Source organism: Corynebacterium pyruviciproducens ATCC BAA-1742 (genome assembly GCF_000411375.1).
GTDB classification, from domain to species: Bacteria; Actinomycetota; Actinomycetes; order Mycobacteriales; family Mycobacteriaceae; genus Corynebacterium; species Corynebacterium pyruviciproducens.
Window position 1 is genome coordinate 532,706 of the sequence record NZ_KE150446.1, and the last position, 26,623, is coordinate 559,328.

A 26,623-nucleotide genomic window follows, 5' to 3' on the forward strand; every position below is an offset into this window, starting at 1 on the left:
AGGTCCCAAGGGTTGGGCTGTTCGCCCATTAAAGCGGCACGCGAGCTGGGTTCAGAACGTCGTGAGACAGTTCGGTCTCTATCCGCCGCGCGCGTAAAGGAAACTTGAGAAAGGCTGTCCCTAGTACGAGAGGACCGGGATGGACGTACCTCTAGTGTGCCAGCTGTCACGCCAGTGGCAGGGCTGGTTGGCTACGTACGGGAAGGATAACCGCTGAAAGCATCTAAGCGGGAAGCCTGTTTCAAGATAAGGTTTCCATGAGGTTCCCCACAGACGATGGGGTTGATAGGCCAGAACTGGACGCACCGCAAGGTGTGAAGGTGACTGGTACTAATAACCAATATAAACAACCACGCAAACAATAGCCGCAAAACTAAAAAACACAAACACACACGTTGTCCACTATGCAATATCAGACACACCACACACGCACAAACATGCGCGAGCACCAAAACCCAAGAAGTGAACAAGCCCTGAACAAACGTGTCGGTGGCGATAGCGGTTGGGAAACGCCCGGACCCATTCCGAACCCGGAAGCTAAGCCAACCCACGCCGATGGTACTGCACCCGGGAGGATGTGGGAGAGTAGGACACCGCCGACCACAAACAAAATACGGAGGCCACCAACAATCAAAGTTGGTGGCCTCCTTTTTTACATTGGAGTTCGACAGGCTAGTCATCTTAGGGGCAACGCCCTACGTCTTTGGTATTTATTCTCTGACCGTCGACCTGCTTGTGTGCCCTCGTGATCGAGATCTCGACCACGCCCTATAGGGCATTGTGTCATGGTGACCGGCTGCCCAAGCTTTGCTGATTGCCTCTGCGCATCGGCTGTGGCCGTGCGGAATAGCTGTCCGGATTGGCAGTGCAGGTGAGCTTAGCTGGTGTGGCGTAGCTGATGAGCTGGGCGAGGTAGGCACTTCGCCTGTGAGCTGGTAGGATAGTGCGGTCATGACTAGTGCGCGCAAGCTCGTTGGGAGAGGTAAACGCCCGCTGGTCATTGCGGATTCTGGAAGGATGTGCTCGGCCTTTGTGCACGAGCGCATTCGGATGATTTAAAAGTAAAGGAAAGTTAAGGCAACAATGGCTCCACGGGACGGCTTCGAAGGCAAGAAGGACGGATCTTCTTCACGCGATAACACCAACCGCAGGCAGGGTGCTGGTTCGATGGGGCGCCGGTGGGACCCCCGCCGCGGGCAGTTCGTCGATGTCGCACGCACCGATGGAAAGGGTCGCCCGCAGCACAACCGTAACCGCAGCAGCGACGAAGAGGGGGGCCAGTACCAGGAGCGTAGTAAACGTGGAGAGGGCAACCGCAGGGGTAAAGGCACCCGCACCTTTAACCGCAAGCACAACCAGCAGCGCGGCGGCGACCGTGGCGGTCACCGGAATTCGCAGGGTCAGCGTCCTGGTTTCCGTGATGAGAGGCTCGCAATCCACGCCAACGAGCCCGATCTTCCAGAGGATGTCAACGTCAGGGATCTCGATTCGAGCGTGAGACAGGACCTGCGCTCCTTGTCCAAGGACAATGCCGACGCCGTAGCAAAACACATGATTATGGCCGCCACGTGGATGGCGGACGACCCGCAACTGGCTTTGCGCCACGCGCGTGCAGCAAAGAACCGGGCTGGGCGTGTCTCCGTTGTGCGCGAAACCAACGGCATCGCTGCCTACCACGCCGGCGAGTGGAAGGAGGCGCTTTCCGAGCTTCGTGCGGCCCGTCGCATGAGCGGTGGACCCGGACTCATCGCCGTCATGGCTGATTCCGAGCGTGGTCTTGGTCGCCCGGAGAAGGCCCTGGAGATGGCACGTGAAGAGGATCTCTCCGGCCTGAACCGTGCGGATTCCATCGAGCTCGCGATCGTCCTCGCCGGGGCCCGCCAGGACCTGGGCCAGTTTGACGCGGCGATCACCGAACTGACAAAGCTGAACCCGGACGCAAGTGCGACCGATCCGGAGTCCGCTCGCCTCGATTACGCCTTGGGCAACGCCTACGAGATGGCTGGGGACAAAGAGTCCGCCCGCGAATGGTTCCAGGCCGCGGCCCGTGCCGACGTGGATGAGCTGCTCGACGCGGAAGACCGGCTGAAGGAGCTCGGGTAAATGCGGCTCATTGATTGCTACGACGCCTTATTGCTTGACCTCGACGGAACGGTGTGGATGGGCGACGAGCCCATCCCGCACGCTGTGGATGCTCTTGCAGGCTGCACCGTGCCCGTCATGTACGTGACAAACAACGCCTCGCGGGGCCCCGAGGTCGTGGCCTCCAAGCTCACGGGCATGGGTTTTTCCGCCACTCGCGATGACGTTATTACCTCCGCGATGGCGGCGATTGAAATGTGCAAGCGGGAGATTCCCTCGGGCAAGGTGCTTGTGCTGGGAACGGAATCCTTTGTTGACCTCGTCCGTGAGGCCGGCTACGAACCAGTTTCCTCTGCGGACGAGGGCCCCGTTGCGGTTCTCCAGGGCCACAATCCGGATACCGGCTGGAGGCAGTTGTCCGAGGCCTCCCTGGCTATTCACAAGGGCGCGCGCTTCTTTGCATCTAACCTGGATGCGACCCTCCCCCAGGAGCGGGGGATGATGGTGGGTAACGGCTCCATGGTGGAGGCTGTGGTCCACGCGACGGGCGTGAGGCCCAAATCCGCAGGCAAGCCGGGTCCGGAGATGTTCCACGACGCGGCCCGCGCGCTCGGGTCTCACACGCCGCTTGCTGTGGGAGACCGACTCAACACGGATATCGCGGGCGGAAACGCCGCTGGGATGGACACGCTTCACGTGATGACGGGTGTTTCCGGGCACCACGCGCTCGTGGCAGCGCGTCCCGAGGAGCGTCCGTCGCTTATTGCCTCGGACCTGAGGGACCTGTACTCGCCTCTGGAAAGCCTCCGGCCGTCGCGGCAGGGTGACTTCTCCGCCATGGTCAAGGGGCATGATGTTGTGCTCGCCGGTGGCCGCACCGATTCCACCGCCATGCAGGCACTGCGCACCGTACTGCAGGTGGTGTGGTCGTACGAGGGCCCTACGCCCACGAGCATCATTCCCACGTCCACGCCGGCTGAAATGGTGCTGGAGCAGTGGCGCTAGAGGTGCGGCACGAGGCGGAATCCGAGCGGTCAGGGGGTCGCTCGAGTGCGTCCGCCCCGAGCCCGGCGGAGCTGTTTGAACGCACGCGGCCCCTCGGCGAGCGCATCAATGAGCTCCTCGAGGAGCCGTGCGACTCGTTGGCAGCGGAGGTTGACGTGCTCACCAAGGCGTACGGCATCTTGAACGCGGAGTTGCGGTAGCACGAGTGTGGTCGCCGCCGCCGGCAGCGGCGGCTATGGGGCGGGGTTATATTGCGGGTTGGTTTTTGCTGGTGAGCCCGGTGCGCTTCCGTGACCGCATTTCGCGGTATCATTGATTAATTCCAGGTGGTTGGTGCCTGGCGGTGGCTGGCATGGGTACGGTTAGTGGTTGTCCCCCTGGCTTGCCGACGTTTGATAGGTCCACACAATGTGATGAAGGAGAGGCTGCCATGGTGCAACACCGCAGGCTTGACGCGGAGCTGGTGAGGCGGAAAATCGCCCGGTCACGCGATCAAGCACGGCAGCTCATCACGGCAGGGCAAGTGTACGTGGGGGGCTTTAAAGCTACCAAGGCGGCAACCGGGGTCACCGGTGATGTCTCGATCCGCGTCGAGGGTGACGTGGACGATTACGCCTCCCGAGGAGCTCATAAGCTCCTCGGAGCTCTCGAGGCATTCGAACCCCGGGGGCTTAGCTTGCGGGGGAAGAAGATCCTCGATGCTGGGGCCTCCACCGGCGGCTTTACCGATGTGTGCCTGCGCCACGGGGCTGCGGAGGTAGTGGCAGCCGACGTGGGATATGGACAGCTGGTGTGGCGCCTGCAAAACGACGATCGCGTCACGGTGCTCGACCGCACCAACATCCGGTACATCACCCCGGAAGCGGTAGGGGGGATGTGCGACATGATGGTGGGGGACCTCTCGTTTATCTCCCTCACGTTGTGCCTGCCCCCCATCCTCGGTTGCTTGCGCGACGGCGCGGAACTGCTGCCCATGGTCAAGCCGCAGTTCGAGGTAGGCAAGGATCGTTTGGGGCATGGCGGGGTGGTCAGTTCCCCCGCGTTGCGCGCGGAGGTCACCCGAGACATCGCGCTGTTCGCGCAGGAGCAGGGCGCCGGCCTCCACGGCGTTGTCGCCTCCCCGCTTCCCGGCCCCAGCGGAAACGTGGAGTACTTCCTGTGGCTGGTAAAGGGCGCCGAACCGCTAGGTGAAGAGGACGTTTCCCGGCTTGTAGAAGAAGCAGTGAAGGAGGGACCCCAGTGAGTGACGAACGCAAGATTTTGGTCGTGTCCCACTTTGAACGGCACGACGTGGGAGCAGCCGTGGAGCTGCTCCAGTCGCACGGGATCACGGTGGTGAGAGACCTTGACCCGGCATCGAGCTCGGATGACATCGAACTCGTCTTGTCTCTCGGCGGCGACGGCACTTTTCTCCGTGCAGCCGAGCTAGCGCGCGCCGCTGACCTCCCGGTGCTGGGCATCAACCTGGGGCACGTTGGCTTCCTCGCGGAATGGGAGGCCGACTCGCTGGAAACCGCGCTCCATGCCGTCGCCGAGCGGAACTACCGGGTGGAGGAGCGGATGACGCTCGATGTCACGGTGTTTGACGAAACGGGAGCCGTCACCGATACGGGTTGGGCACTCAACGAGTGCTCGCTGGAGAAGGCGCAGCGGCGGGGCGTTTTGGACTCGATCCTCAGCGTCGATGGTGCCCCCGTGTCCAGCTTCGGCTGCGACGGTGTCATCGTCTCCACCCCGACGGGTTCCACTGCTTACGCGTTCTCCGCCGGAGGCCCCATCCTGTGGCCGTCGCTTGATGCCATCCTCGTGGTGCCGAACAATGCGCACGCGTTATTTGCTAAGCCACTGGTGGTTAGCCCCCAGTCGCACGTAGCGGTGGACACACGCAAGGAGGCCCACGCGGTGTGCGACGGTTTCCGCGTGTTGCCCGTGCCCGAGCGGGGACGCGTGGAGGTCTGTTACGGGCAGCAGAAGGTACGGTGGGTGCGGATGGACGATTCCACCTTCACCGATCGCCTGGTAACCAAGTTCAGGCTGCCCGTTCAGGGGTGGCGGCGCCCGGTGCCGTGGGCTGGCCCGCACAACAAGTAGCCAATAGAGTTGGAAGTAGTCGATGTCACGCCACAGTGGAGGGCGTTGGCCCGCGCAACGGTGTTAGAAGGAGTCCGCCTCAATGCTCAGTGAACTGGCAATCCGAAACCTCGGTGTGCTCACTGCGGCTGGTGCCCAACCCGGGCCCGGTCTCACCGTGGTTACCGGTGAAACCGGTGCGGGCAAAACAATGGTGGTGGAGAGCCTGCGACTCCTCAAGGGGGATCGTGCCGATGCCAGCAGGGTCCGAACGGGCTGCAAGAAAGCAATGGTGGAGGGGCATTTCACCGTCGACAAGCCCGAGCGAGACGCAGTGGTGGAGCTGGGCGGAGAGATCGACGAAAACGGGGAGGTCCTCATCACCAGATCGGTGACGGACCAGGGGCGCAGTAAAGCCTACCTCGGCGGGCGAGCGGTGCCGGCGGGCGTGTTGAGGGAGGTAACGGAAAACCTCATCACCATCCACGGCCAGCACGATCAGCTCCGGCTCATGTCGCCCGATGCGCAGCGGGATGCCGTGGACGAGTCGGATCCTGCCATCGCACCACTGCGTGAGAACTACGTAAAAGCATTTGACACGTGGCGCGAGTTGGCGCGGGAGCTAAAGAATAAGACGGAGCGGCGGCGAGAACTGGCACAGGAGGCCGATCGTCTGCGGTTTGCCATCGAGGAGATTTCCCGGGTGTCGCCCCAGGCGGGTGAGGATGAGAGCCTGGCCACGCTCGTGCACCGGCTGCAAAGCGTTGACCAGCTGCGAGAGGCCGCGTCTACGGCGCTGGCGATCATCGATGGTGACGAGGACTCGTTCGAGGATGCCTCCGCCGCCTCCGCACTAGGTGAGGCGCAGGCCGCGCTGGCGGCGGCGGACGACGAGGAACTCACTCGCCTGGCGGACGTTCTCGCAGGGGTAACCTCGCAGCTCTCGGAGGTGTCGGCCGACCTGGGGCGATTCCTCGATAACCTGCCGCTTGACCCCGAGGCCCTGGACGAGGCGCTGGTTCGCCAGCATGCGCTCAAGGGGCTTACCCGCAAATACGCGCCCGACCTTGACGGCGTCATCGCCTGGTGGAAGAAGGCAGAGACAAAGCTGGGCAAGCTCGATGTCTCGGAGGGTAGCCTGGAGGAACTCAAGCGCAAGGTAGCCCGCGCGGAGAAAACACTCCGCGGGGCAGGGCAGAAGCTCACGCGTGCGCGGGACACAGCTGCGCGGGCGTTGTCCGAGGCGGTGACCGGTGAAATCCGCGCCCTATCCATGCCTAACTCCACGTTTGGCGTTGTTATTCAGCCGATTAAGCCCACCGCGACCGGGTGCGACCAGGTGGAGTTCCAGCTCGACGGGAAGAAGCTCTCCTCCAGTGCATCGGGCGGTGAGCTCTCGCGCGTCATGCTGGCCATCGAGGTGATCGTGTCCAGCGGTGGCAGCACGCTCGTCTTTGACGAGGTCGACCAGGGCGTTGGTGGACGAGCAGCGGTGCAGATAGGCAAGCGGCTTGCGCTTCTGGCGAGGACCAACCAGGTCATCGTCGTCACCCACCTGCCGCAGGTGGCCGCGTACGCGCAGACGCATATCTTTGTGTCCAAAGACGTGGAAAAAGAGCAATCGGAATCGGCCGTGAAGGTTCTTGAGGGCGAGGAGCGCGTGGAGGAGATCGCCCGAATGATGGCTGGAATGGACGATTCCGCTACCGGCCGCGCGCACGCCACGGAACTTTTGCAGAGGGCACGCGAGTTCACCGCAGGTCACGCCGAGTAAAGAAAGGTAGCCTCGGGCCACGGTGGGGTAGCAGGCATCCCTGTGGGGCGTCCCGCGCGCCTACCACAACAAGCAGCAGCTCACGTGCACAATAATGGCCATGAGTCTGTTCGGATCTGGAAAAGATTTACCAGGAATAACCGGCACGCTGCGTGAGTGCCCGGCCCACCTGCGCAAGTTGAGCGCTGGCGATATCGCGCTTGTTGATGCCAACGATATGAGCCGCAGCTTTGCCAGCAAGCTTGCGGAGGCCGCCCCGGCCGCCGTCATTAATATCGGCTCGTTTGTCTCCGGGTCCGTTCCGCACTTCGCCCCCCAGTTGCTTCTCGACGAAGGAATCACCCTCATCGAGGGAGTCGGTGCTGAGATCCGCTCGGAGGTAAAGAGCGGCAAGAAGGTGCGTGTCGATGGCGACGGTGTCTACGTGGGCGATCGCCTCATCGCCCGTGGCACCCTCGTCACTCCCGAGCTGGCGGTAGAAAATTACCGCGTCGCCCAGTCCTCCCTGGTAGACCGTATGGAGGCGTATTTTGGCAACGCCATCGAGTTCATTCACTCCGAGGCCCCCTTGCTTGTCGACGGCGTTGGGGTGCCCGACGCGGGAATCGACATGGAGGACCGGAAGGTTCTCCTCGTGGGGCCGTGCGATGATCTCGACGAGCAGCTGAAGAAGCTGAAGAACTTTATTCGTGAGTACGATCCCGTTCTCATCGGTGTGGACCGCGGGGCCGACTCTCTCACCGATTCTGGCTACAAGCCCGATCTCATCGTCGGTGACCCCTCAATTATTTCCGCGGACGCACTGCGCAGTGGCGCGCGAGTGGTCATGCCGGCCGATCCGGACGGCCACGCACCCGGGCTGGAGCGCATCCAGGACCTCGGCGTGGGAGCCATCACGTTCCCGGCACTGAGCAAGGAGAGCATGGAACTTGCGATCCTACTCGCCGATTTCCACGGTGCATCCATGATTGTCCACCTGGGGCGCCCGGTGGATCTGACAACCGTGTTCGCCGGCACTACGGAGCAGCCCTCGGCCCTGCTCACCCGGTTCAAGGCGGGTGGGAAGCTTGTCGACGCACGAGCGGTGTCCGATCTCTACGTACTGCAGGACACCTCGGCTGTGGCCTGGATTTGGGCCCTGTTCGGCCTCATCGTGCTCGCCACCGTGATCGTCCTCATCGCCGGATTCACCGGGGACGGAAGCTTTGCTGACAATCTTGTAAATACGTGGAACAACTTTGCTTTGACCATTCAGAGCTGGTTCAAATAAGGAGGCTGAATACAAGTGACGCGTGTGAGCCCGACCGCCGCAGTGACGGCGGGGATTATGTTTGGACTGGCCGGTGGACTCGTTGCGGGGACGTTCCTCATGGCGCCAAGTCTCGCAGCTAATCCCGCGGGGAATGTGGGCGACAAGTTGACCGTGGCCGAAAGTGAGCTGGAGGTGGCTTCGGCGCAGGCGAACTCCGCGGACAGCTACATCGCTGATATCGCCGAGGACACCGTGCGCGGGCGCCTCGCGGATAAACCGGTGATTCTATTCACCACGCCCGATGTGAATGAGGAGGACTACGGGCACATTGAGTGGCTCTCAAAGATCGCCGGCGCCCCGAGCGTGACACGAGTGAAGCTCACGGACACCTTCCTCACCCAGGATTCCGCGGAACCGCTCAAGGCGCTCGCCGCCAGCACACTTCCCGCGGGAGTCCAGCTCAGCGAGGACAATCGCTCGGTGGGCACCCACATGGGCGAACTGCTGGGAGCCTCGGCATCGACCGCGCCCACAACGCTGACCTCGGGCGAACAACCGGAGGGCGAGGCCACCGCAGAAGAACCCGGCGAGGGCGACGCAGGCGATGTCGAATCTGCGGCGGATACCGACAAAGAGACGCAGACTGCCGCCGAGCCCGTATCCCAGGAGGAACGGACTCTCGTTTTCGGCGCGTTGAAAGAAGCCGGCTACATCGATTTTGAAGGAGAAGTGCCCGCCTCGGCCGCGACGGTACTCGTCACTGGCGGTTCCGACGGCCGCGATGATTCCTTCCGGGTCACCCAGTACGTTGATTTTGCCCGCGCACTGGATGCCAGCGGTCTTCCCACCACCGTCGCCGGACGGTTGCCGGCTGCCGGCCCCGATGGACTCATCGGGCGGTTGCGGACTAACCAGAAGGATGCGTTGACGGTGTCAACCGTCGACTCGATCGACCGCTTCTATGGCAGGCTCGCCACCGTGCTCGCCACCGTGGAGCAAGTTGGTGGAGGCTCGGGCGCGTACGGTACCGCCGATAAGACAGATGCGGTGGCGCCGGCGTAATGAGTTTCGAGTTTTCCGTTCTCTCCAGCGAACACTTGCTTGATGCGCCCATCATCTCCGTCCGCAGGGACCGGGTCACCATGCCCACGGGCGAAGCCAACCGCGAGATCGTCGAGCACTTCGGCGCCATCGCGGTGGTGTGTGAGAAAGATGGCGAGATCGTCCTGGAAAAGCAGTACCGCCACAGCGTGGGAAAGCACCTGTGGGAGCTGCCCGCAGGTCTGTTAGACAAGCCCGGTGAACCGGCTCTCGACTGTGCGGCGCGAGAACTGCGCGAGGAAGTAGGTCTCCACGCCGATACGTGGTCACTCGTCACGGACCTGGTCACAAGCCCCGGCTTTTGCGATGAGGCGGTGCGCATCTTCCACGCGACGGGGATTTCCGAGGTGCCCCGGCCCGAGGCGGAGGACGAGGAAGCAGATTTGACGTGGCAATGGGTGCCGCTGGACAAGGCTCGTCAGATGGTGTTGAACGGAGAGATCTGCAATTCCATCGCCATCGCGGGGATCATGTGCTGCGGCCTCAATGACCGCGGCGTGGACACGCCGTTTGAGCTTCGGCCTCATGCGCTCGCGGGGCGTAAGGAGGCGCTCAAAAGCCACGATGCCGGCACGCAATGAATGAACCCACGGGCGGTGAGGTCGCTCACCAGTGGCTGAGCTACCTCACGGTGGAGCGGGGAAAGTCTCCCAACACGATCGCCAGTTATCGTCGTGATCTTCGCCGCTACCTGGAGTTTGTTGGTGACCGCAGGCTGAGCATGCTTTCTGCCCCTGACCTCGACGCGTTCCTGCAGTCTTTGGGGCGTGAGGGGCAGGCGGTGAGCAGCGTGCGCAGGATGTTATCTACTATCCGCGGCCTGCACGCGTTCGCCCTCCAGGAGGGATACGTTCTAGCGGATGTGGCACGCGATATCACCCCTCCGGCGATGCCGCAGCACTTGCCCGATACGTTAAGCGTGGACGAGGTTGACCGCCTCATCTCGAGCCAAGCCGGGGATAGCGCGGTGGCTTTGCGGAACCGTGCCCTCCTGGAGCTTCTGTACGGCACGGGCGCGCGCATTTCTGAGGTGCTCGCGCTTGCCGTGGATGATGTCACCCACCTCGATGAAACCGACGGCATCCTCGTTCTCACCGGCAAGGGTGACAAGCAGCGCATCGTCCCCGTCGGCTCGAAGGCCCGCGCCGCTCTTGACGCCTATCTCGTCCGGGCTCGGCCCCAGCTGAGCAAAGGGAAGACGGCGAAGTTGTTCCTCAACGTACGGGGTGGCAAGGAGATGTCTCGCCAATCCGCCTGGCAGGTGGTGAAGACCGCCGCCGAGGAGGCCGGTATTAAGAAAGATATTTCTCCGCACACGCTCCGTCACTCGTTTGCTACCCATTTGCTCGAGGGAGGCGCGGATGTTCGCAGCGTGCAGGAGCTGCTCGGTCACGCCTCGGTGACCACCACCCAGATTTACACTCACATCACCGCCGACAGCCTCCGCGAAATGTGGAGAACAGCCCACCCGCGGGCATAACAGCGAAGCAAGCCCAACCAGAGTTGCGATCACCGTGATTTCGCGGGCGTCGTAACCGTCGCGGGCGTAACAAGTGACGCGGGAGTGGGAGACCGGACCCGGTTTGCCGGACGAATCTTCGTCGGAAAGCCTCGTGGGGGGAGGGAAGAAGAGACGGTGCCGTGGCCGAAGCGGACGGAGGAACAGCGGGGAAGCGGCGGCCGAGCGCGGCACCAAAAAGTAACGTTTAAGTGCACGTTGAGGGTTTGGACACGCGACGGAGCCCGGCGGAGAGGCGTGAGGCTTCGATGTAGACTCAAGTACATAACGCAGAGTTAATTACGTCAATGTTATTCGGTGGTCGCTCGTGTTTCTCCGCCGACGAGAGACCTTTTGGCCACCAATACGAGGATCCTGGAGGTGCTGTGTCCACGCGCGAAGACGACGGGCTGTTTGAAAGGTCCGATCTACCGGCCAATGCCGAGGTCGGTCTTACTGGTCGTCCCCTCCGCACAATTCCAGAGCCACCACCACTAACCTCCCACGGACCCGCGAAGATCCTCGCCATGTGCAATCAAAAGGGAGGAGTGGGCAAAACCACCTCCACCATCAACTTGGGCGCGTGCCTTGCAGAGCAGGGGAGGAAAGTCCTGCTCGTTGATCTCGACCCGCAGGGTGCCCTCACCGCAGGGCTGGGGATTCGCCAGGACGAGCTCGACGTCACGGTGTACAACCTGCTCGTCGATAGCCAATCCACCATTGAGGAGACAATTCTCACCACGCGAGTTCCAAACATGGACATCGTGCCGGCCAACATTGACCTATCTGCCGCGGAAATTCAGCTCGTCAACGAGGTTGGGCGCGAGCAGACTCTCGCGCGTGCGTTGCGTCCCATCCGTGGCGATTACGACTACATCGTGCTCGATTGCCAGCCCTCCCTCGGGCTCCTCACCGTCAACGCGCTCACCTGTGCGCAGGGCGTCATCATCCCCATGGAGTGCGAGTACTTCTCCCTGCGCGGACTGGCGCTGCTCACCGACACCGTGGAAAAGGTGCGCGATCGCCTGAACTTTGACCTCGACGTTCTGGGGATCCTCGTCACCATGTTCGACCGGCGGACGACGCACTCTCGCGATGTGATGGATCGCCTGGTGGAAGTCTTTGGAGATAAGGTTTTTGATACGGTGATCACGCGTACGGTGCGGTTCCCGGAGACTTCAGTTGCGGGGGAACCGATCATCACGTGGGCACCCAAGTCCCAGGGCGCTGAGCAGTACCGCGACCTGGCCAAGGAAGTTATTGAACGGACGACCCGAGTGTGAGTGTGGCTCCGAAAACAGGGATGATGGATCCCACGCTTACGCACAGTGTGGTTCAGCCAGAGCTCACCGGATTCCGCGTGGCGCTGCACAATTTTGAGGGGCCCTTTGATTTGCTTCTGCACCTCATTGGGAAGAGAAAGCTCGACATCACCGAAGTTGCGCTGGCGGAGGTAACTGACGAGTTCATCGATTACACCAGGCAGCTGGGGGAAACCGCAGACCTGGATGAGACGACTCAGTTCATCCTTGTCGCGGCGACGCTGTTGGACCTCAAAGCCTCGCGCCTCATTCCTCACGGCGAGAGTGATTCGGAGGAGGAACTGGAGGCGCTGCGGGAGCGTGAGCTGCTCTTTGTGCGGCTGCTCCAGTACCGTGCCTACCAGCAGGCAGCGGCCGTGTTCAGGAAATGGGAAGCCCAGGCGGACAAGACCTTCCCCAGGGAAGTGTCCATGGAGGAACCCTTTGTTGATCTTTTGCCGCCCGTGAAATTGAACGTGGACCTCGCCGGTTTTGCCGAACTTGCGGCGAGCGTGTTCCGCCCGCACAAGGACCCGATAGTGGATACGAGCCACCTCCACCAGGTGGAAGTGTCGGTGCCCCACGAGGCCGGCTTCCTCCTGGACACACTTTCTGCGGCGGGCGAGGGAAAGTGGATGACGTTTTCCACGCTCACGCGTGACTGCACGTTGACGATGGAGATAGTAGGTAGGTTCCTTGCCATCCTTGAGCTGTTTAAGGCCCGTGCCGTGGATGTGCACCAAGAGGAGCCCTTGGAAGAACTCGATATCGCGTGGACCGGAAAGACGGTGGATCCTGCCGTGGTAGCGGCCTCCAACTGGGACTAGAGCCTCGGCAGAAGTGCACTCACGCCTTGGCGCCCTGGAAGAGAGCACATACGGTGCCTGAGACCCATGAGTAGTTAAAAAGGCTACGTCATGAGGCCATAGTCACACGGCCGAACACACGAGGCGGTCACCACCGGCAGGTCACTCGGCAAAGGATCAACGTGGGATCACGGTTTGCTGGTCAGGCTTTACTATTCAGGGAGGCGGTGAGAGACTCCAGCGAATGGAGGTGACTAACGTTCATGGCTTAAGGTACATGGCAGAAACATGTCGAGTAGACCGCTAGTGCTTGGCTCTAAGCGCGTGGCTGGAGCACGTAATGTGGCTAGGAAGATTAGCCGGGGCTCCTCCGTCGGCAGTGGCGGGTAAAAAGGCAAGCAGAAGAATCTAACGACTGGAGTGGACAGATGAGTACCAAGTTGCGATCCGAGCTGGAGTCTTTGCTCCTTGTCTCTGACTCTCCTGCCAGTGTCTCCGCATTGGCCGCGGCCACGGGAGCCTCCGACGATGAGGTTCTCACCCAACTGCGGGCCCTTGCTGCTGAGTATTCTGCCAGGTCCAGCGGGATCGATGTGCGCGAAGTTGACGGTGGCTGGAGGCTGTACACCCGACGAGAAAATTCGCCGGTGGTGGAGAAGTTCGTGACCGGTGGCTCGCACTCCAAGCTCACCAAGGCGGCCATGGAGACCCTGGCTGTTGTCGCCTACCGTCAGCCGGTGACACGCTCGCAGGTTTCAGCTATCCGCGGCGTCAACGTTGACGGTGTCATGCGCACACTCACCGTGCGGGGTCTCATTCGGGAGTGTGGCACAGAACAGGGAGCAATCCTCTACGAGACGACGGAGCTCTTCCTCCAGCACCTTGGCATCGATTCCCTTGACCGGCTGCCCAATCTCGCACCGCTACTGCCAGAAGTGGACCAGATAGACGAATTTTAGGCCCTTGAGTTTCACCACCGCGCACCGCACGCGCCATCTCCCGATGAACTCGGTGCGTACGGTTCTGCGGCGTTGTCGTGGTGTTCAGTATTCACTTGTGTGTTAAGTACTCACTGGTGTCCAGCGCACACTGTGGTATCGGAGGGCTCACCTTTGGGCTTAGTTTGGCGTGGGCTGGACTTGAGAGCACGCGGGCTGTAATCTAGTCACCCGCAGTTGCCAATGGCAGTCCGTGCGCTTATCGTGCGGACATGCAGGCCGGAGGCGATGCGTGAAAGCCAGAACTAGGACGCGCTGGCCCGGCTCGCCGGCAGGCACCGCAGGTAGTTCCACGCGTACAATCGGACCTGGCCAATTTTCGTCGCCTTGGAGCTTGAGGTTAGGTAACCGAGGCTGGCGCAAGAAAAAGAACAACAGAAGAAGGTTTTTGTGACATCATCCGCTCGCCGAGAGGGCACACCGGGAAGGAACGCAGGCCGCGCAGGCGGCTCGGCTAACCGGTCAACAAAAAAGAATGGGGCAGGAAAGAACCGCTCCAACAACAGGAATTTCCGTCGCTCCCGTGAATACGAGGCTCCACGCACCGGTGGTGCCGCAGGGGGCCGCAACGGGCGAAAGACGCAGTCCAAGGCTCCTGGGCAGTCCAGGCGCGCCGAGAATATCTACATCTCTAAGGCAAAGCCGGCTCGTCACCAGCACGTCGAGACGAATGGGGCTGGAAGCTCCGTCAACGTCGAGGGCGGCATGCGTCTGCAGAAGGTGCTGGCCAAGGCCGGCGTAGCGTCGCGTCGCATGTCTGAGGAACTCATCGATCAGGGCCGCGTGGAGGTCAACGGCCAGATCGTCATGCGTCAAGGCGTGAGGGTTGACCCGGAGACGGCCGTCATTCGCGTCGACGGTGTCCGCGTCAAGGTAAACGAGGACCTCGTCTACATCGCGCTCAACAAGCCGCTCGGCGTGCAGTCCACCATGCATGATGACATGGGCCGTCCCTGCGTGGGCGACATCGTGGGCGAAAAGGTCGACGCCGGTGTGCACCTCTTCCACGTGGGGCGCCTCGATGCCAAGACCGAGGGGCTCCTGCTCCTCACCAACGACGGGGAGCTGGCCAACCGACTCATGCACCCCAAGTACCACATCTCCAAGACGTATCTCGCTACCGTCCTCGGTGAGGGCGATAAGGAGCTCATCAAGGCGTTGCGAGACGGCGTCGAGCTCGAAGACGGCATCGCCAGGGCCGACTACGCCCAGGTAGTGGACTCCTACGAGGGGCGCTCGCTCATTCGTGTGGAACTCCATGAGGGCCGCAAGCACATCGTGCGCCGCATGCTCAAGGAACTGGGATACCCGGTCCAGCAGCTCGTGCGCACGAAGATCCACACCATCCAGCTCGGCGAGCTCACCCCCGGCGCGATCCGCCATCTCAACGAGTCCGAGCTGCGTTCCCTGTACAAGGCGGTGGAAATGTGATTATCGCCATCGATGGACCCTCGGGTACCGGAAAGTCTTCCGTTTCCCGCGCGGTAGCCGAGCAGCTGGGGGCAAAATACCTGGATACCGGCGCGATGTACCGCATCGCCACCTTGCATGTGCTGCGTGGTGGTATCGATCCCGCGGACACCGCCGCCGTGATTGAGCGAACGGCGGACTTGCCGCTTACCATTTCCGACGACCCGGCCGATACCCGCGTGTACCTGGCTGGCGAGGACGTTTCCGCGGAGATCCGTGGCCCGGAGGTAACTGGTGCCGTGTCTGCCGTTTCCGCGATCCCCGAAGTCCGCGAGAACCTCGTCGCCCAGCAGCGTCGTATCGCCCGGACCGCCGGTGACATCGTCATGGAAGGTCGGGACATCGGCACTGTTGTGCTTGTCGACGCCCCGACGAAGGTGTACCTCGACGCTCGCCCGGAGGTCCGCGCCGAGCGGCGGCACGAGCAGAACCTGGCCGCTGGTAAGGAATCGGATTTTGACACGGTTCTCGCCGACGTTGTGCGGCGCGACAAGCTTGATTCCAGCCGGGCTGCATCCCCGTTGCGCCCCGCGGACGATGCCACCATCATCGATACCTCTGATCTCACCATGGATGAGGTCATCACAGCCGTCATCGAGGCCTACAAGGAGGAAAAATGACCACTAAGGATTACCGGCCCGAGGAGTCGGCCGACGAGACAGTCTTCGTCTACCCGGCAAACGACGGTGGCGAAATCCCCGCCGACGAGGCGTTCCTGGAAGAGGACGTGGTAGTCCCGGGCGAGGGCTACGCCAACTCCGAGTTCGAGCCTCAGGACTTTGATTTTTCCGTCTTCGACGATGAGGTTGACTCCCTCGATGATGACGAGCTCACCGACGACGACAGGTGGGCGGAACTCGAGCGAGCCTTCGGTGTGGAGAAGCAAACTCACACCGAGGAAGCGCTGTGCACCGTCGCCATCGTGGGCCGCCCCAACGTGGGCAAGTCCTCCCTGGTCAACAGGTTCCTCGGGCGCCGCGAAGCCGTCGTGGAGGACACCCCGGGGGTCACCCGTGACCGTGTCAGCTACCTTGCAGAGTGGAACGGCCGCAGGTTCTGGGTACAGGACACCGGCGGGTGGGACCCTGACGCGAAGGGCATGAATGCTGCCATCGCCCGCCAGGCGGAGGTGGCTATGGAGACCGCCGACGTCATCGTCATGGTGGTGGACACAAACGTCGGTATTACCGCGAGCGACGAGGTCATGGCGCGCAACCTACAGCGTTCCGACGTGCCGGTGATCCTCGTTGCAAACAAGGTGGACTCGCCCAAGCAGGAGGCGGAAACGGCCGAGTTTTGGGGGCTGGGTCTGGATTACCCGTACCCTGTGTCCGCCCAGCACGGTAAGGGCGGCGCCGATGTGCTCGACCAAATCCTCGAGCTGTTCCCTGATGAGCCACGCCATACCTCCATCACCGACGGTCCGCGCCGCGTGGCGCTGGTGGGCAAGCCCAACGTGGGCAAATCCTCGCTCCTCAACAAGCTCTCCAAGGAGGAGCGTGCGGTGGTGGACAACGTGGCAGGAACCACCGTCGACCCCGTCGATTCGCTCGTGCAGCTGGACCAGGGGCTATGGAAGTTCATCGATACGGCCGGCCTGCGCCGGAAGGTGAAGAACGCCTCCGGTCACGAGTACTACGCCTCGCTGAGGACTCAGACCGCCATCGATGCTGCCGAGGTGTGCATCCTCATCATCGACGCGTCCGAACCCGTCTCCGAGCAGGATCAAAAGCTCCTCGGCATGATCGTTGATGCCGGCAAGGCTCTCATCCTTGCGTTTAACAAGTGGGATCTTGTGGACGAGGATCGTCGCGATTACCTCGAGCGCGAGATCGACGAGCAGCTCCGCCACGTGCCGTGGGCGAAGCGCGTCAACATCTCTGCCAAGACGGGTCGCTCCCTGCAAAAGCTCGAGCCGGTCATGCTCGAAGCCCTGGAATCCTGGGATAAGCGTATCTCCACCGGGCAGCTCAATAACTGGCTGCGGCAGGCAATTGCCGCCAACCCGCCACCGATGCGCGGTGGGCGCCTGCCCCGTGTGCTCTTCGCCACCCAGGCATCCACACAGCCGCCGGTGATCGTCCTGTTCACCACGGGCTTCCTCGATGCCTCCTACAGGCGCTACTTGGAGCGCAAGTTCCGTGAGCAGTTCGGCTTTGAGGGCACTCCGGTGCGCATCGCCATTCGTGTCCGCGAACGGCGCCACGGCAAGACCAACCGCAAGCGGTAGCTACGGTTACTACGGCGGGCACCCACTGCCCGCGGTGACATCACGCAGGGGCGGCACCGGATGGTGCCGCCCCTTTGTCAGTGGTGGCTTTCCCGGCACGAGACTCGTGGCCAGGCTCCGGGTCGTGCCTGCGTGTTTGTTGGTGTTCGGCGTGGTGCTCTTTCGGGCCAAAGCGTGGGCTAGCGCTAGTGGCAACTCAGCGATAGCGTAGGCTTAAACCCATGGATTCACGGGCTGCGCTGGCAATTGATACCGCTAAGCTCTACTACATTGAGGGCTTATCGCAATCCGAGGTAGCACACGCTCTGGGGGTGTCGCGCCCGACAGTGTCGAAGCTGCTCACCCTCGCACGCGATTCCGGTTACGTGAGGATCGAAATCGATGATCCGCGGACCTCGAGCTCCATCCTTGCCCGCCGCCTGGAAGAATGGTTCGGCCTTACCTCGGCGAGGGTCATTCCCGCGGTTGGCTCGGGGACAGGTCGCCGCATCAAAGAGTCCAACTCGCTACTGCTCACCGAGCTGGGCAAGATCGGCGCCGAGGTCCTGGATGAGTTGGTCACGGACGACGATCTCATCGGCGTGAGTTGGGGGAACACTCTCCACTCCATTGCCAACCAGTTGCACCGTAAAACTGTCACCGGCGTGCACATCGTGCAGCTGAAGGGCGGGCTATCCCACTCGGCCAGGAGCACCAACGATTTCGACACCATAACGAAGTTCTCCGAGGCCTTCTATGCCCCGGCGCATCTGCTGCCACTTCCAGCGGTGTTCCAGTCGGCAGAGGTGAAGCGGCTGGTGGAGGGCGAGCCTTTCATCACACAACTCACCCAGCTGGCGCGGGAGTCCACCATCGCGGTGTTCACGGTGGGCGCTGCAAAGCCGGATTCCACCCTTTTGCAGCTGGGCTACTTCAGCGATGAGGATGTTCGACAGATTCTCGAACACGCGGTGGGGGACATCTGCTCGCGCTGGATCACCTCGGACGGTGAGATCGCGGTACCGGAAATCGACGAGCGGTCTGTGGGAATCTCCCTCGCCGATCTCAAGCAGGTGCCCACTCGCCTCCTCGTAGCGGGCGGTTTGGACAAGGCGGAGCCACTACGCGTCGCGCTTGAAGGTGGAATGGCGACGCACCTGGTCACCGACTCGACAGTGGCGGAGCACATCCTCGCCGGCAACGAGGACTAGCTCACCGCGCTACAGGCACCGGGTTCACGCTGAATCGACCGGTTAGTCGGGTGGTGGGCCCTTAGTGGTCGTCGCCAGAAGGAACCGGATCGCGCAAAACCTCGCCGCCGGATGCAAACCTTTCCACCCACGAGGGATCCATGTAGTGGGCCGGAACCTGGCCACGCATGACCTCGGCGCCCAGCGTGGTCGCCGCGGGGGAATTGCGCCGTGGCAGAGGATTGTTTGAAGCCAGGAAAATGATATTGCCCCCGCGCTTTCCCTTTAACACCGTGTGATCGGCGATAAGGCCCACGTTTGAGAACACACTCGCGAGAGTTGCGGCCTCACTGCGGGCGTGGTTCAGCGAGGACCGGGCGGCACAGTTGACGAGCACAATCCCCGAACTCTGCATGGAGCGGGCCACGGCCTGGAAAAATTCCTGCGTGCACAGAGGCGATGGGGTGGTGCTGCCGGAGAAGACATCGCGGATGACAACGTCAAAGGACCTGGGTCGAAGAGATTCCGTAACCTCGCGCGCTTCCCCCACACGGATCTTCACCCGCGGTGCCTTTGGCACGTCGCACAGCTCCCGCGCAAGTCGCGCTAGCGCGGCATCGATTTCCACCACCGTGTTGGAGCTTTGAGCATAGGTTGCCGCCATGAAGCGGGCGAGTGAACACCCCGCCCCGCCGAGGTGAAGAAGCCGTGACGGCGCAATTCCCTGCGCGGTTGACCACCAGCCGACGCAGGCGGCTATCCATTGCATGTACGGGAAAGAGAGGCGCGTCGGCGCCCCAACCGTGATGTGCGAGGAGTACTGGCCGTTGATGAGGAGGTTCCACGAATCCTCGTAGCCTGCAACCTTCTCCCATCGCGCGACACCTGTGTCGATGGGGTATTCTCGGCCGTTTTCCCGCCGTGGTGACTCAACCGCTTCTTCTCTGCGTCCGCGCCTCTTGCGGCCCATGTCACGCCTTCTTAGCCGAGTGCTGGAGAACCTCGGAGTACACGCCCGTCAACGCTTGGGTGGCTTCCGCCCACGAGTAGCGCTCGGCTTCGGCGCGGGCGGCGGCGCGGAACTCCTTCTTCCTGAAGCATGTCACCGCCTTGTCCACCCACTCTACGGTGTTATCGGGCGTAGCGAGGTAGCCGGTCGCGCCATCGCGGATGGTAAACGGGATGCCTCCCGCGCGGGCACCGACGACGGGAACACCACTGGCCATCGCCTCCAGGGCGACAAGCCCGAGCGTCTCCGTCTTGGAGGGAAAAAGGAACACGTCGGCTGAGGCAAATGCCGTGGCGAGTTCTTCGCCCCGCATGTATCCCGTAAAGGTGCACCACGGCTGGTTAAACAGCTGTTTGAGGGGTTCCTCGTCAGGACCCGCCCCCACAAAGGCGAGCCGTGCATCGGGCAGTTCGCCGCGAATGCCCTGCATAACCCCGTGCAGGAACTCCAAGTTCTTTTCCTTGCTCAGGCGCCCAACGAAGAGGAACAGCGGTGAGTCGGGGTGGGACTGCGTGAGGCGGGATCGCATTCCGGCGTGGGCACGCTGCGGATCGTACAAGCGGGTATCAACGGCCTTGGGCCACAAGGTGACGTTGGATATCCCCACCTGCTTCGCTCTTTCAAGCATGGGCAGTGACGTGACAAGGTTGGCTTGGGCCCGGTTATGAAGAAAGCGGATGAGCCGCTGCACGGCACCGGAGAACCACCCGAGTCCAAGATCGCTCATGTAATCAGGGACGTTGGTGTGGAAACTGGCAACGAGGGGAGTGCGGTGAAGCTTTGCCACCCCAATTCCGCCGGCGGCGAGCCAAATGGGGTTGACCACGTGAACGATGTCTGGGTTGAAATCCGTGACGATTCTTGTCGCGTGCGGAGTTAGCCAGCCGTATTTCAGTTCCGGATAGACCGGGAGACCGGACGCTGGCACACCAATAACCGGAAATCCAGCGAATGTATCCGGGCAGGGCTGGGGAGCGACGACGATGCACTCATGGCCCATCGCAGCCAGCTCTTCGAGCGTCTTAGTTAGCCGTGTGACAACGCCGTCGATCTTGGGGAGGAATACCTCGGTAAAAAAGGCAATGCGCATGGGGAAAAGATAAGTGGGGAGGAAAAGATGAGAACAATAGGAAGTAGGTGAACCGAAGAGCGTAGACCTGAGCCAGTGCCGTGGGCGCTGGCGTGGCAGGCTGGTGTGCTACTTGTCCTTCAGTGTCGGCTCTCCGGCGTGCTGGTGCTTTGTCCACAGGGAGCGAGCTGGAATCTTGTCCAGATCGGCGCGGTCCGCGTACTTCTTTGCCGTATTCTCCACCTCGTGGAGGAGCCCCTCGGACAGGGTGGTTGGCTCAAGGCCGAGTTTGAGGAAGTTCTCGTTAGTGACCTTGAGCTCGTTCTCGGCAGATTCCTTCCGCGGGTTGGGCACCATCTGCACCTCGGCACCGGTGATACGTGACACAAGCTGTGCGAGGTCGCGGACGCGGTGTGTCTCGGTCATCTGGTTGAAGATCTTCACCCGATCGCCGCGGGCGGGCGGGTTTTCGATGGCCAGCTGGATGCAGCGAACCATGTCGCGCACGTGGATGAAGGCTCGCGTTTGGCCGCCGGTGCCGTGGACGGTGAGCGGGTAACCGAGGGCGGCCTGCATGAGGAACCTGTTGAGCACGGTGCCGTAATCCCCGTCGTAATCGAAACGGTTGATGAGTCGTTCGTCGCGCTCGGTTTGTGGCGTGTGAGTTCCCCAGATGATCCCCTGGTGGAGATCGGTGATACGCAGCTCGTCGTTCTTGGCGTAGTAGGCGAAGAGCGTCTGATCAAGCACCTTTGTCATGTGATACACCGAACCGGGGTGCGTGGGGTAGAGGATTTCCTGCTGGATTTCCTTGCCCTCAGTCTTCACAGTGATGTTGAGGTACCCCTCGGGAATAGTCATGCCCGCTGTGCCGTAGCCGTACACGCCCATGGTGCCCAGGTGGACGACGTGAATGTCCTGGTCGTTTTCCACGATGGCGACGAGGAGGTTGTGGGTTGCGTTGACGTTGTTGTCTACCGTGTAGCGCTTGTGGGTGGAGTTCGTCATGGAGTACGGCGCTGAGCGTTGCTCGGCAAAGTGAACAACCGCATCGGGTTTCTCCGTTGCAAGGAACTCCCGCAGCGCGTCGTAGTCTTGGGCGATGTCGATGTCGAATGTGCGGATCTCCTTGCCGGTGATTTCCTTCCACGCGGCCACTCGCTCATCCAGCGTGCGGATGGGGGTGAGGGAGTACGCACCTAGCTCGTCATCGATCCTCCTCCTGGAACCGTTGTCAGCAATAAGCACATCGTTTCCAATATCGGACAAGTGCAAGGCCGTGGGCCAGCCACAGAAACCGTCGCCACCGAGGACTGCAATTTTCACGTAAATCTCCGCTTACAACAATCGACTACAAGTACAGAGGTCCACCTTAGTTGGAGTTTGTGGAGTTTGCTTGGCAAAGCGAGGCTTCCGTTCGTTCCGATTACCCCCCGCTCGGACCGAGAAAAAGCCGCCACTCGAGGGGAGTGACGGCTTGTACTTGTTTCCAGATCGCCCACGTTACAAGGCGAGCAATCGGCTCAAAAGGAGCCGGAATCTAGATAGGGATGGCAGTATCTGGTCTCCAGAGGCGAGCACACCGCGGTCTTACCTCGACGTGAGTCTCGGCCACCGCTCGGCGAGGATCTTCCTCCCCGCAGGCGAGCCCAATTCTCGGCCAGGCCTGCGACGACGGCTGGAGCTCCGGCGCTGGTGCAGCCGGTGCTTGATCCGGAGCTGTTACTTAGTTCCGGCGTTGTCCGCTGGCGGCTGCTGATCAGCAGCCTGCGGCACAGGAAGGCCGAGGGCTTCAAAAGCGACCGGGTAATTCTTGGTGGCAGAATCCCTACCATCCCAGCACTCCACGTTCTTGATCTCCGGCAGCATGTCGCGGTGGAAGATGGGGTCAAGCCCTTGAGAACGCTGTTCGGAGTAGTTGCGCAGAAGCTTGATGGCAACCCCTCCGAGAGGAACGATGGCGATGAGGTTGATGATCACCATCGTGCCGGCGAATGTGTCGCCGAGTGCCCAAATGAGCGGCACGGTTCCCACGGAACCAAACACAACGAACACGAGCACGGCGCAACGGAAGACGTTGAGCACGACCTTCGAATTGGTGAGGTACTGAACGTTTGCCTGGGCTAGGTAGTAGTTGCCGATGAGCGAGGAGAAGGCGAGGCAGAAGAGAACCAGGGTGACAAAGTGAATACCCCAGTTGCCCACGGACGCGGCGACGGCATCTTGCGTAAGCGACGAAGTCTGGCCGGAATCGGCGTTGTGGTAATCGCTCAGCAGAATGATGAAGGCTGTGATGGAGCACACCAGGAGGGTATCGAAGTACACGCCAAGGGTCTGCACGAGTCCCTGCTTGACGGGGTGAGACACCGTTGCCGTGGCTGCGGCGTTAGGAGCCGAACCCTCGCCGGCCTCGTTGGAGAAGAGGCCGCGCTGCATGCCGTACATGAAAGCCATGCCCATCGTTGCACCACCGATTTGGCGGAAACCGAAGGCGGCCCCGAAGATATCGGCGATCATTGAAGGCACCTCGCGAAAGTTAAGGGCGACGATGATAAACCCCAGGATGAGGTAAGCGACGGCCATGAACGGCACGATCATCTGCGTGAAGTTCGCGATGCGCTGAACACCACCGAAGATCACGAGGGCGGCGAGGATCGCCATGATGACGCCGATGCCGAGGCGTACGAGGAAGGTAGTGTGCTCATCCATGGGGGAACCGATAGTTTCCACGGACTTGGCAATTGCTTCCACGACCGCGTTGGACTGCAGGGCGTTGTACACGAAGCCGAAGGTGAAGGAAATGGCGACGGCGAAGATCGTGGCGAGAACCTTGGAGTTGAGGCCGCGCGTCATGTAGTAAGCCGGGCCGCCTCGGTAAGAGTCCTGGTCATGGGTTTTCCACAGCTGGGCCAGTGTGGATTCCACGAACGATGTGGCGCCACCGACGATTGCAACAACCCACATCCAGAACACGGCACCGGGGCCACCGGTTGTAATTGCGATGGCCACACCGGCAACGTTGCCGGTACCCACGCGGGACGCCGCGGAAATGGTGAACGCTTTGAACGCCGAGATATCCTCGTCGTTTTGCTCCGCAGGTTTTTCAACGACCGCCCTAAACATGTCCGGAATCTTGCGGATCTGGACGATAAAGGTTCTAATTCCAAAGTAGATTCCCGCGAGAAGCAAAGGAATGGGCAAGAATGACCACAGGTGACCGTTAAAGGTTCCTACGGCATCTTCCAGCACATTCATCATGCTGTTGAAGCCTTCAATAATATTCATGCGGGTAGATTACACGACGTGTTTTCAAGGAAAGTAATTTAGACCTGCTTAAACCATTGAAAAAAATCGCGGTTGTCACATGTGCACGTGGGCCGTACCTTAGCGCCCGACTGTTAGCAGGTAGTAAGGGCACGTGAGGGGTGTAGCCGGGACTTATTACCGCGGACTTCTTCGAGGCGGTATCCTCAATACATGGCTTACCATGCAGACTCTTCCAACATGAAGGACCTCGAAGTACTTACGTGGGATATGTTCGGCCAGGCTTCACGTGAGCTTGCCCAAACTATCGTTGATTCGGGCTATGAACCGGACATCATTATCGCCGTCGCCCGTGGGGGACTCTTGCCCGCTGGGGCGCTGTCCTACGCGATGGGGGTCAAGCTTTCCGACGCTATCAACGTGGAGTTTTACACGGATGTGGAAGAGACCCTGCCCGATCCGATTCTGCTCGAGCCGCTCCTCGATACTCACGCGCTGGGCGGCAAGAAGCTGCTTGTGGTGGACGATGTCGCCGATTCTGGCCGGACCCTCGATCTGGTACTGAAGATTCTGCAGCAGTGGGCTGGCGAGGTGCGCTCCGCTGTGATTTATGGCAAGTCGCGCTCTGTTATCGAGCCGGATTACGTGTGGCACCGCACCGACAAGTGGATCGCTTTCCCGTGGTCGGCTGAGCCACCGGTGACCAAGTCAGAGTAACGAGCAGCAACTGAAAATTCCGTTTCCGGCGCATCACAAAGGAAGCGATGAGCAACAAGGGGCCTGGCCACGTCGGGCCCCATAATCGTCTGGACCGGTCCCAGGCATCGGGACCGGACTCAAGCGCGACCGTCCGCATGGTCGGGACCGTCCTACAAGCCGGAATGCTAGGAAACCTGGTTCTTGATTGGTGGTGGCGGAGGAGGCCTGCCAGAGGAGCAGGTAGATGCAGATATGCAAGAAGCCCTGAGCATGAGCTCAGGGCTTGATTTACGGCGCCGGATCGCTGGGCACCTCCGGCATGGTGGCTAGTACCAGGACAGCTCGTCGTTGGGAAGAGCAGTGCAGGCATCAGCGGTTGGAGTAGTATCTCCGGCTTCGCGGTTGAGTGCCCAGTAAGTCAACGAAGCCATCGTAGTGGAGGTAGGAAGATCATCGTGGATGATTTTGTCACCGAGGAAGGGGCACACCTTCTTGACGTTGACGTTTGCAACGTCTGCGCCCTCAACGGCGGTGAGGTGGCTCGTGGAGTTAGGAGTTACAACCGTGTCATCGGGAGAGAAAAAGCTCGTGTAGGTGACACCGGCGACCGTATCGGGATGGCTGTTGAGCCAGGCATTAAAGTCGCTGCCGATGATCTGCTGCGCGCTGGCGGGGGACAAGAAGAAAGTCATGATGTGCGGTGCGAAATTAATGAGGGCACGTGCAAAGCGACCCATTCCATTGAACTCCGTACCGTGGAACGGGGCACCCATCGAAACGACGCGGTCGACCTTGCTTGCCCCGTATTTGGCGATGTACGCCTTGGGGATCATGCCGCCCTGGGAGTGACCGACAAGGTCGACCTTATCGGCACCGGTTTTGGAAAGGACGTAGTCGATATCGCGGGCTACCTCATCAACCGAGGTGAAGATGTCGCCGGTCGCATACATCGACGGGGCAAGGCTCTGGATGGACACGCCCGTGTTCTTTCCGTAGTTATAGCCCCACACGCAATACCCCGCGTTATGAAGTGCCTCTGCGGACCCGTAAAAGTCTCTCATGTTCCGGGTTGTTCCGTGGAGGTATACCACCGGAGTGGGGTGCTCGGGGTCAGGAACGCATGTGGGATCGTTGAGGAAGCTGGGTGCACCCTCAGGGTTGGCGATGGGCGGCAACGTCACGTTGGCGTAGCTCGGGGTCGACTTGTCTGTAGTAGGCGCGGGGTCGGTCGCTGGGGTGCTCGCAGAAGGTTCCGCGGGTGCTGTGGTCACCGTGGTTGCAGTGGTCGCGGTGGTTGCAGTGGTCGCGGTGGCCGTGACCGTGGCCTGCGGGGGTGCAGTAGTAGTCTGAGTAGCTGCGCCAGCCGGTACAGAGAGCGCGGAAAAGAGGGAGACAAGAGCTGCGGCGCACGCCACGCGGAGAGTGTTAGTCTTTTTCATAGTCAGCAACTGGACCTGCAACTTCCTAACGAGGGGATGGATCGTGTAATCATTGTTCATGCGTCACGCCGATGAGCCGGGAGTGGCAGCGGGGCTGACGGAAAACCGGCGCGTTCGTCGTTGAACAAACCAATGTAAAACTATAGTCCGGTTCCGGGCTTCGTAGAAAATTTGCAAATCTTCAGCTGAAATGAGCGTGTGAGCTGCTAATTTACGAGGTAAAATAAGAAGCTTTTGATACCCCCGCAGGGTTAAACAACCACACGGCGGGGGAGCTCGATCGAGGGCCTGTGACTTGTCACGGCGTCAAGGTTCTGTTCACGTGCACCTGTGCGGTCCACGTCGTCCTGAGCATGGGGGGTGAAGAGAAAACCCGGCGGGCCGTTG

23 protein-coding genes and 1 rRNA gene are annotated in these 26,623 nt (G+C 61.2%); 19 read left to right on the forward strand and 5 right to left on the reverse strand.

Features of this window, described 5'->3' with window-relative positions:
- Positions 1-485 precede the first annotated feature (485 nt).
- From rrf to HMPREF1219_RS02420, 18 genes are all read left to right on the forward strand, one after another.
- Positions 486-602 (forward strand): 5S ribosomal RNA (rrf, locus tag HMPREF1219_RS02335).
- Positions 603-1,083: 481 nt separating this feature from the next.
- Entirely contained in the window at positions 1,084-2,103 is a 1,020-nt protein-coding gene (locus tag HMPREF1219_RS02340; RefSeq protein WP_016457410.1) for a tetratricopeptide repeat protein, read from the forward strand.
- A complete protein-coding gene (locus tag HMPREF1219_RS02345; protein ID WP_016457411.1) occupies positions 2,104-3,087 on the forward strand; it encodes an HAD-IIA family hydrolase in 984 nt (327 codons plus the stop codon).
- Positions 3,078-3,287: a hypothetical protein gene (locus tag HMPREF1219_RS02350; RefSeq protein ID WP_245554378.1), complete on the forward strand. Its 210-nt coding sequence runs from the start codon at positions 3,078-3,080 to the stop codon at positions 3,285-3,287. Before HMPREF1219_RS02345 ends, HMPREF1219_RS02350 begins: the two co-directional genes overlap by 10 nt.
- Before the next feature lie 230 nt (positions 3,288-3,517).
- On the forward strand, positions 3,518-4,330 hold the full coding sequence (locus HMPREF1219_RS02355) for a TlyA family RNA methyltransferase (protein ID WP_016457413.1): 813 nt from the start codon (positions 3,518-3,520) through the stop codon (positions 4,328-4,330).
- A complete protein-coding gene (locus HMPREF1219_RS02360; protein ID WP_016457414.1) occupies positions 4,327-5,178 on the forward strand; it encodes an NAD kinase in 852 nt (283 codons plus the stop codon). The genes HMPREF1219_RS02355 and HMPREF1219_RS02360 overlap by 4 nt, the downstream gene beginning before the upstream one ends.
- Positions 5,179-5,260: 82 nt before the next feature.
- Positions 5,261-6,931, forward strand: coding sequence for a DNA repair protein RecN (recN, locus tag HMPREF1219_RS02365; RefSeq protein ID WP_016457415.1), 1,671 nt, complete (start codon positions 5,261-5,263; stop codon positions 6,929-6,931).
- 100 nt (positions 6,932-7,031) lie between these two features.
- Positions 7,032-8,201 carry a putative cytokinetic ring protein SteA gene (steA, locus tag HMPREF1219_RS02370; RefSeq protein ID WP_040427125.1) on the forward strand — a complete coding sequence of 390 codons (1,170 nt, stop codon included), beginning with the start codon at positions 7,032-7,034 and terminating at the stop codon, positions 8,199-8,201.
- Positions 8,202-8,216: 15 nt separating this feature from the next.
- A complete protein-coding gene (locus HMPREF1219_RS02375; RefSeq protein ID WP_016457417.1) occupies positions 8,217-9,245 on the forward strand; it encodes a copper transporter in 1,029 nt (342 codons plus the stop codon).
- On the forward strand, positions 9,245-9,865 hold the full coding sequence (locus HMPREF1219_RS02380; protein ID WP_016457418.1) for an NUDIX domain-containing protein: 621 nt from the start codon (positions 9,245-9,247) through the stop codon (positions 9,863-9,865). Before HMPREF1219_RS02375 ends, HMPREF1219_RS02380 begins: the two co-directional genes overlap by 1 nt.
- On the forward strand, positions 9,862-10,764 hold the full coding sequence (gene xerD / locus HMPREF1219_RS02385) for a site-specific tyrosine recombinase XerD (protein WP_016457419.1): 903 nt from the start codon (positions 9,862-9,864) through the stop codon (positions 10,762-10,764). Before HMPREF1219_RS02380 ends, xerD begins: the two co-directional genes overlap by 4 nt.
- Positions 10,765-11,168: 404 nt before the next feature.
- Positions 11,169-12,065, forward strand: coding sequence for a ParA family protein (locus HMPREF1219_RS02390; protein ID WP_016457420.1), 897 nt, complete (start codon positions 11,169-11,171; stop codon positions 12,063-12,065).
- A 23-nt stretch (positions 12,066-12,088) separates the two neighbouring features.
- Positions 12,089-12,910 (forward strand): segregation and condensation protein A, encoded by an 822-nt coding sequence (locus HMPREF1219_RS02395; RefSeq protein WP_425387088.1) that lies wholly within the window; start codon positions 12,089-12,091, stop codon positions 12,908-12,910.
- Positions 12,911-13,317: 407 nt separating this feature from the next.
- A complete protein-coding gene (scpB, locus tag HMPREF1219_RS02400) occupies positions 13,318-13,848 on the forward strand; it encodes an SMC-Scp complex subunit ScpB (RefSeq protein ID WP_016457422.1) in 531 nt (176 codons plus the stop codon).
- 429 nt (positions 13,849-14,277) lie between these two features.
- Positions 14,278-15,318 (forward strand): pseudouridine synthase, encoded by a 1,041-nt coding sequence (locus HMPREF1219_RS02405; protein WP_016457423.1) that lies wholly within the window; start codon positions 14,278-14,280, stop codon positions 15,316-15,318.
- The gene (gene cmk, locus HMPREF1219_RS02410) at positions 15,315-15,977 is read left to right on the forward strand and encodes a (d)CMP kinase (RefSeq protein ID WP_016457424.1); all 663 of its coding nucleotides are present in this window, start codon (positions 15,315-15,317) and stop codon (positions 15,975-15,977) included. The genes HMPREF1219_RS02405 and cmk overlap by 4 nt, the downstream gene beginning before the upstream one ends.
- Positions 15,974-17,587, forward strand: coding sequence for a ribosome biogenesis GTPase Der (der, locus tag HMPREF1219_RS02415; RefSeq protein WP_016457425.1), 1,614 nt, complete (start codon positions 15,974-15,976; stop codon positions 17,585-17,587). Before cmk ends, der begins: the two co-directional genes overlap by 4 nt.
- A gap of 221 nt (positions 17,588-17,808) precedes the next feature.
- Positions 17,809-18,777 carry a sugar-binding transcriptional regulator gene (locus tag HMPREF1219_RS02420; RefSeq protein ID WP_016457426.1) on the forward strand — a complete coding sequence of 323 codons (969 nt, stop codon included), beginning with the start codon at positions 17,809-17,811 and terminating at the stop codon, positions 18,775-18,777.
- A 61-nt stretch (positions 18,778-18,838) separates the two neighbouring features.
- On the opposite strand, the gene HMPREF1219_RS02425 is transcribed toward HMPREF1219_RS02420, so the two are convergent.
- From HMPREF1219_RS02425 to HMPREF1219_RS02440, 4 genes are all read right to left on the reverse strand, one after another.
- Complete coding sequence (locus HMPREF1219_RS02425) at positions 18,839-19,726, reverse strand: spermidine synthase (protein ID WP_016457427.1); 888 nt, start codon at positions 19,724-19,726, stop codon at positions 18,839-18,841.
- Between the two features lies 1 nt (position 19,727).
- Positions 19,728-20,855 carry a glycosyltransferase family 4 protein gene (locus HMPREF1219_RS02430; RefSeq protein ID WP_016457428.1) on the reverse strand — a complete coding sequence of 376 codons (1,128 nt, stop codon included), beginning with the start codon at positions 20,853-20,855 and terminating at the stop codon, positions 19,728-19,730.
- A gap of 108 nt (positions 20,856-20,963) precedes the next feature.
- A complete protein-coding gene (locus HMPREF1219_RS02435) occupies positions 20,964-22,160 on the reverse strand; it encodes an NAD-dependent epimerase/dehydratase family protein (protein ID WP_016457429.1) in 1,197 nt (398 codons plus the stop codon).
- Between the two features lie 396 nt (positions 22,161-22,556).
- Positions 22,557-24,119: an alanine/glycine:cation symporter family protein gene (locus HMPREF1219_RS02440; protein WP_016457430.1), complete on the reverse strand. Its 1,563-nt coding sequence runs from the start codon at positions 24,117-24,119 to the stop codon at positions 22,557-22,559.
- Between the two features lie 192 nt (positions 24,120-24,311).
- Between HMPREF1219_RS02440 and HMPREF1219_RS02445 the strand changes: the two genes are divergently transcribed.
- Positions 24,312-24,815 carry a phosphoribosyltransferase gene (locus HMPREF1219_RS02445; RefSeq protein WP_016457431.1) on the forward strand — a complete coding sequence of 168 codons (504 nt, stop codon included), beginning with the start codon at positions 24,312-24,314 and terminating at the stop codon, positions 24,813-24,815.
- 308 nt (positions 24,816-25,123) lie between these two features.
- Here HMPREF1219_RS02445 and HMPREF1219_RS02450 read toward each other — a convergent pair whose 3' ends face one another.
- Positions 25,124-26,236 (reverse strand): lipase family alpha/beta hydrolase, encoded by a 1,113-nt coding sequence (locus HMPREF1219_RS02450; protein WP_156823195.1) that lies wholly within the window; start codon positions 26,234-26,236, stop codon positions 25,124-25,126.
- Positions 26,237-26,623 lie beyond the last annotated feature (387 nt).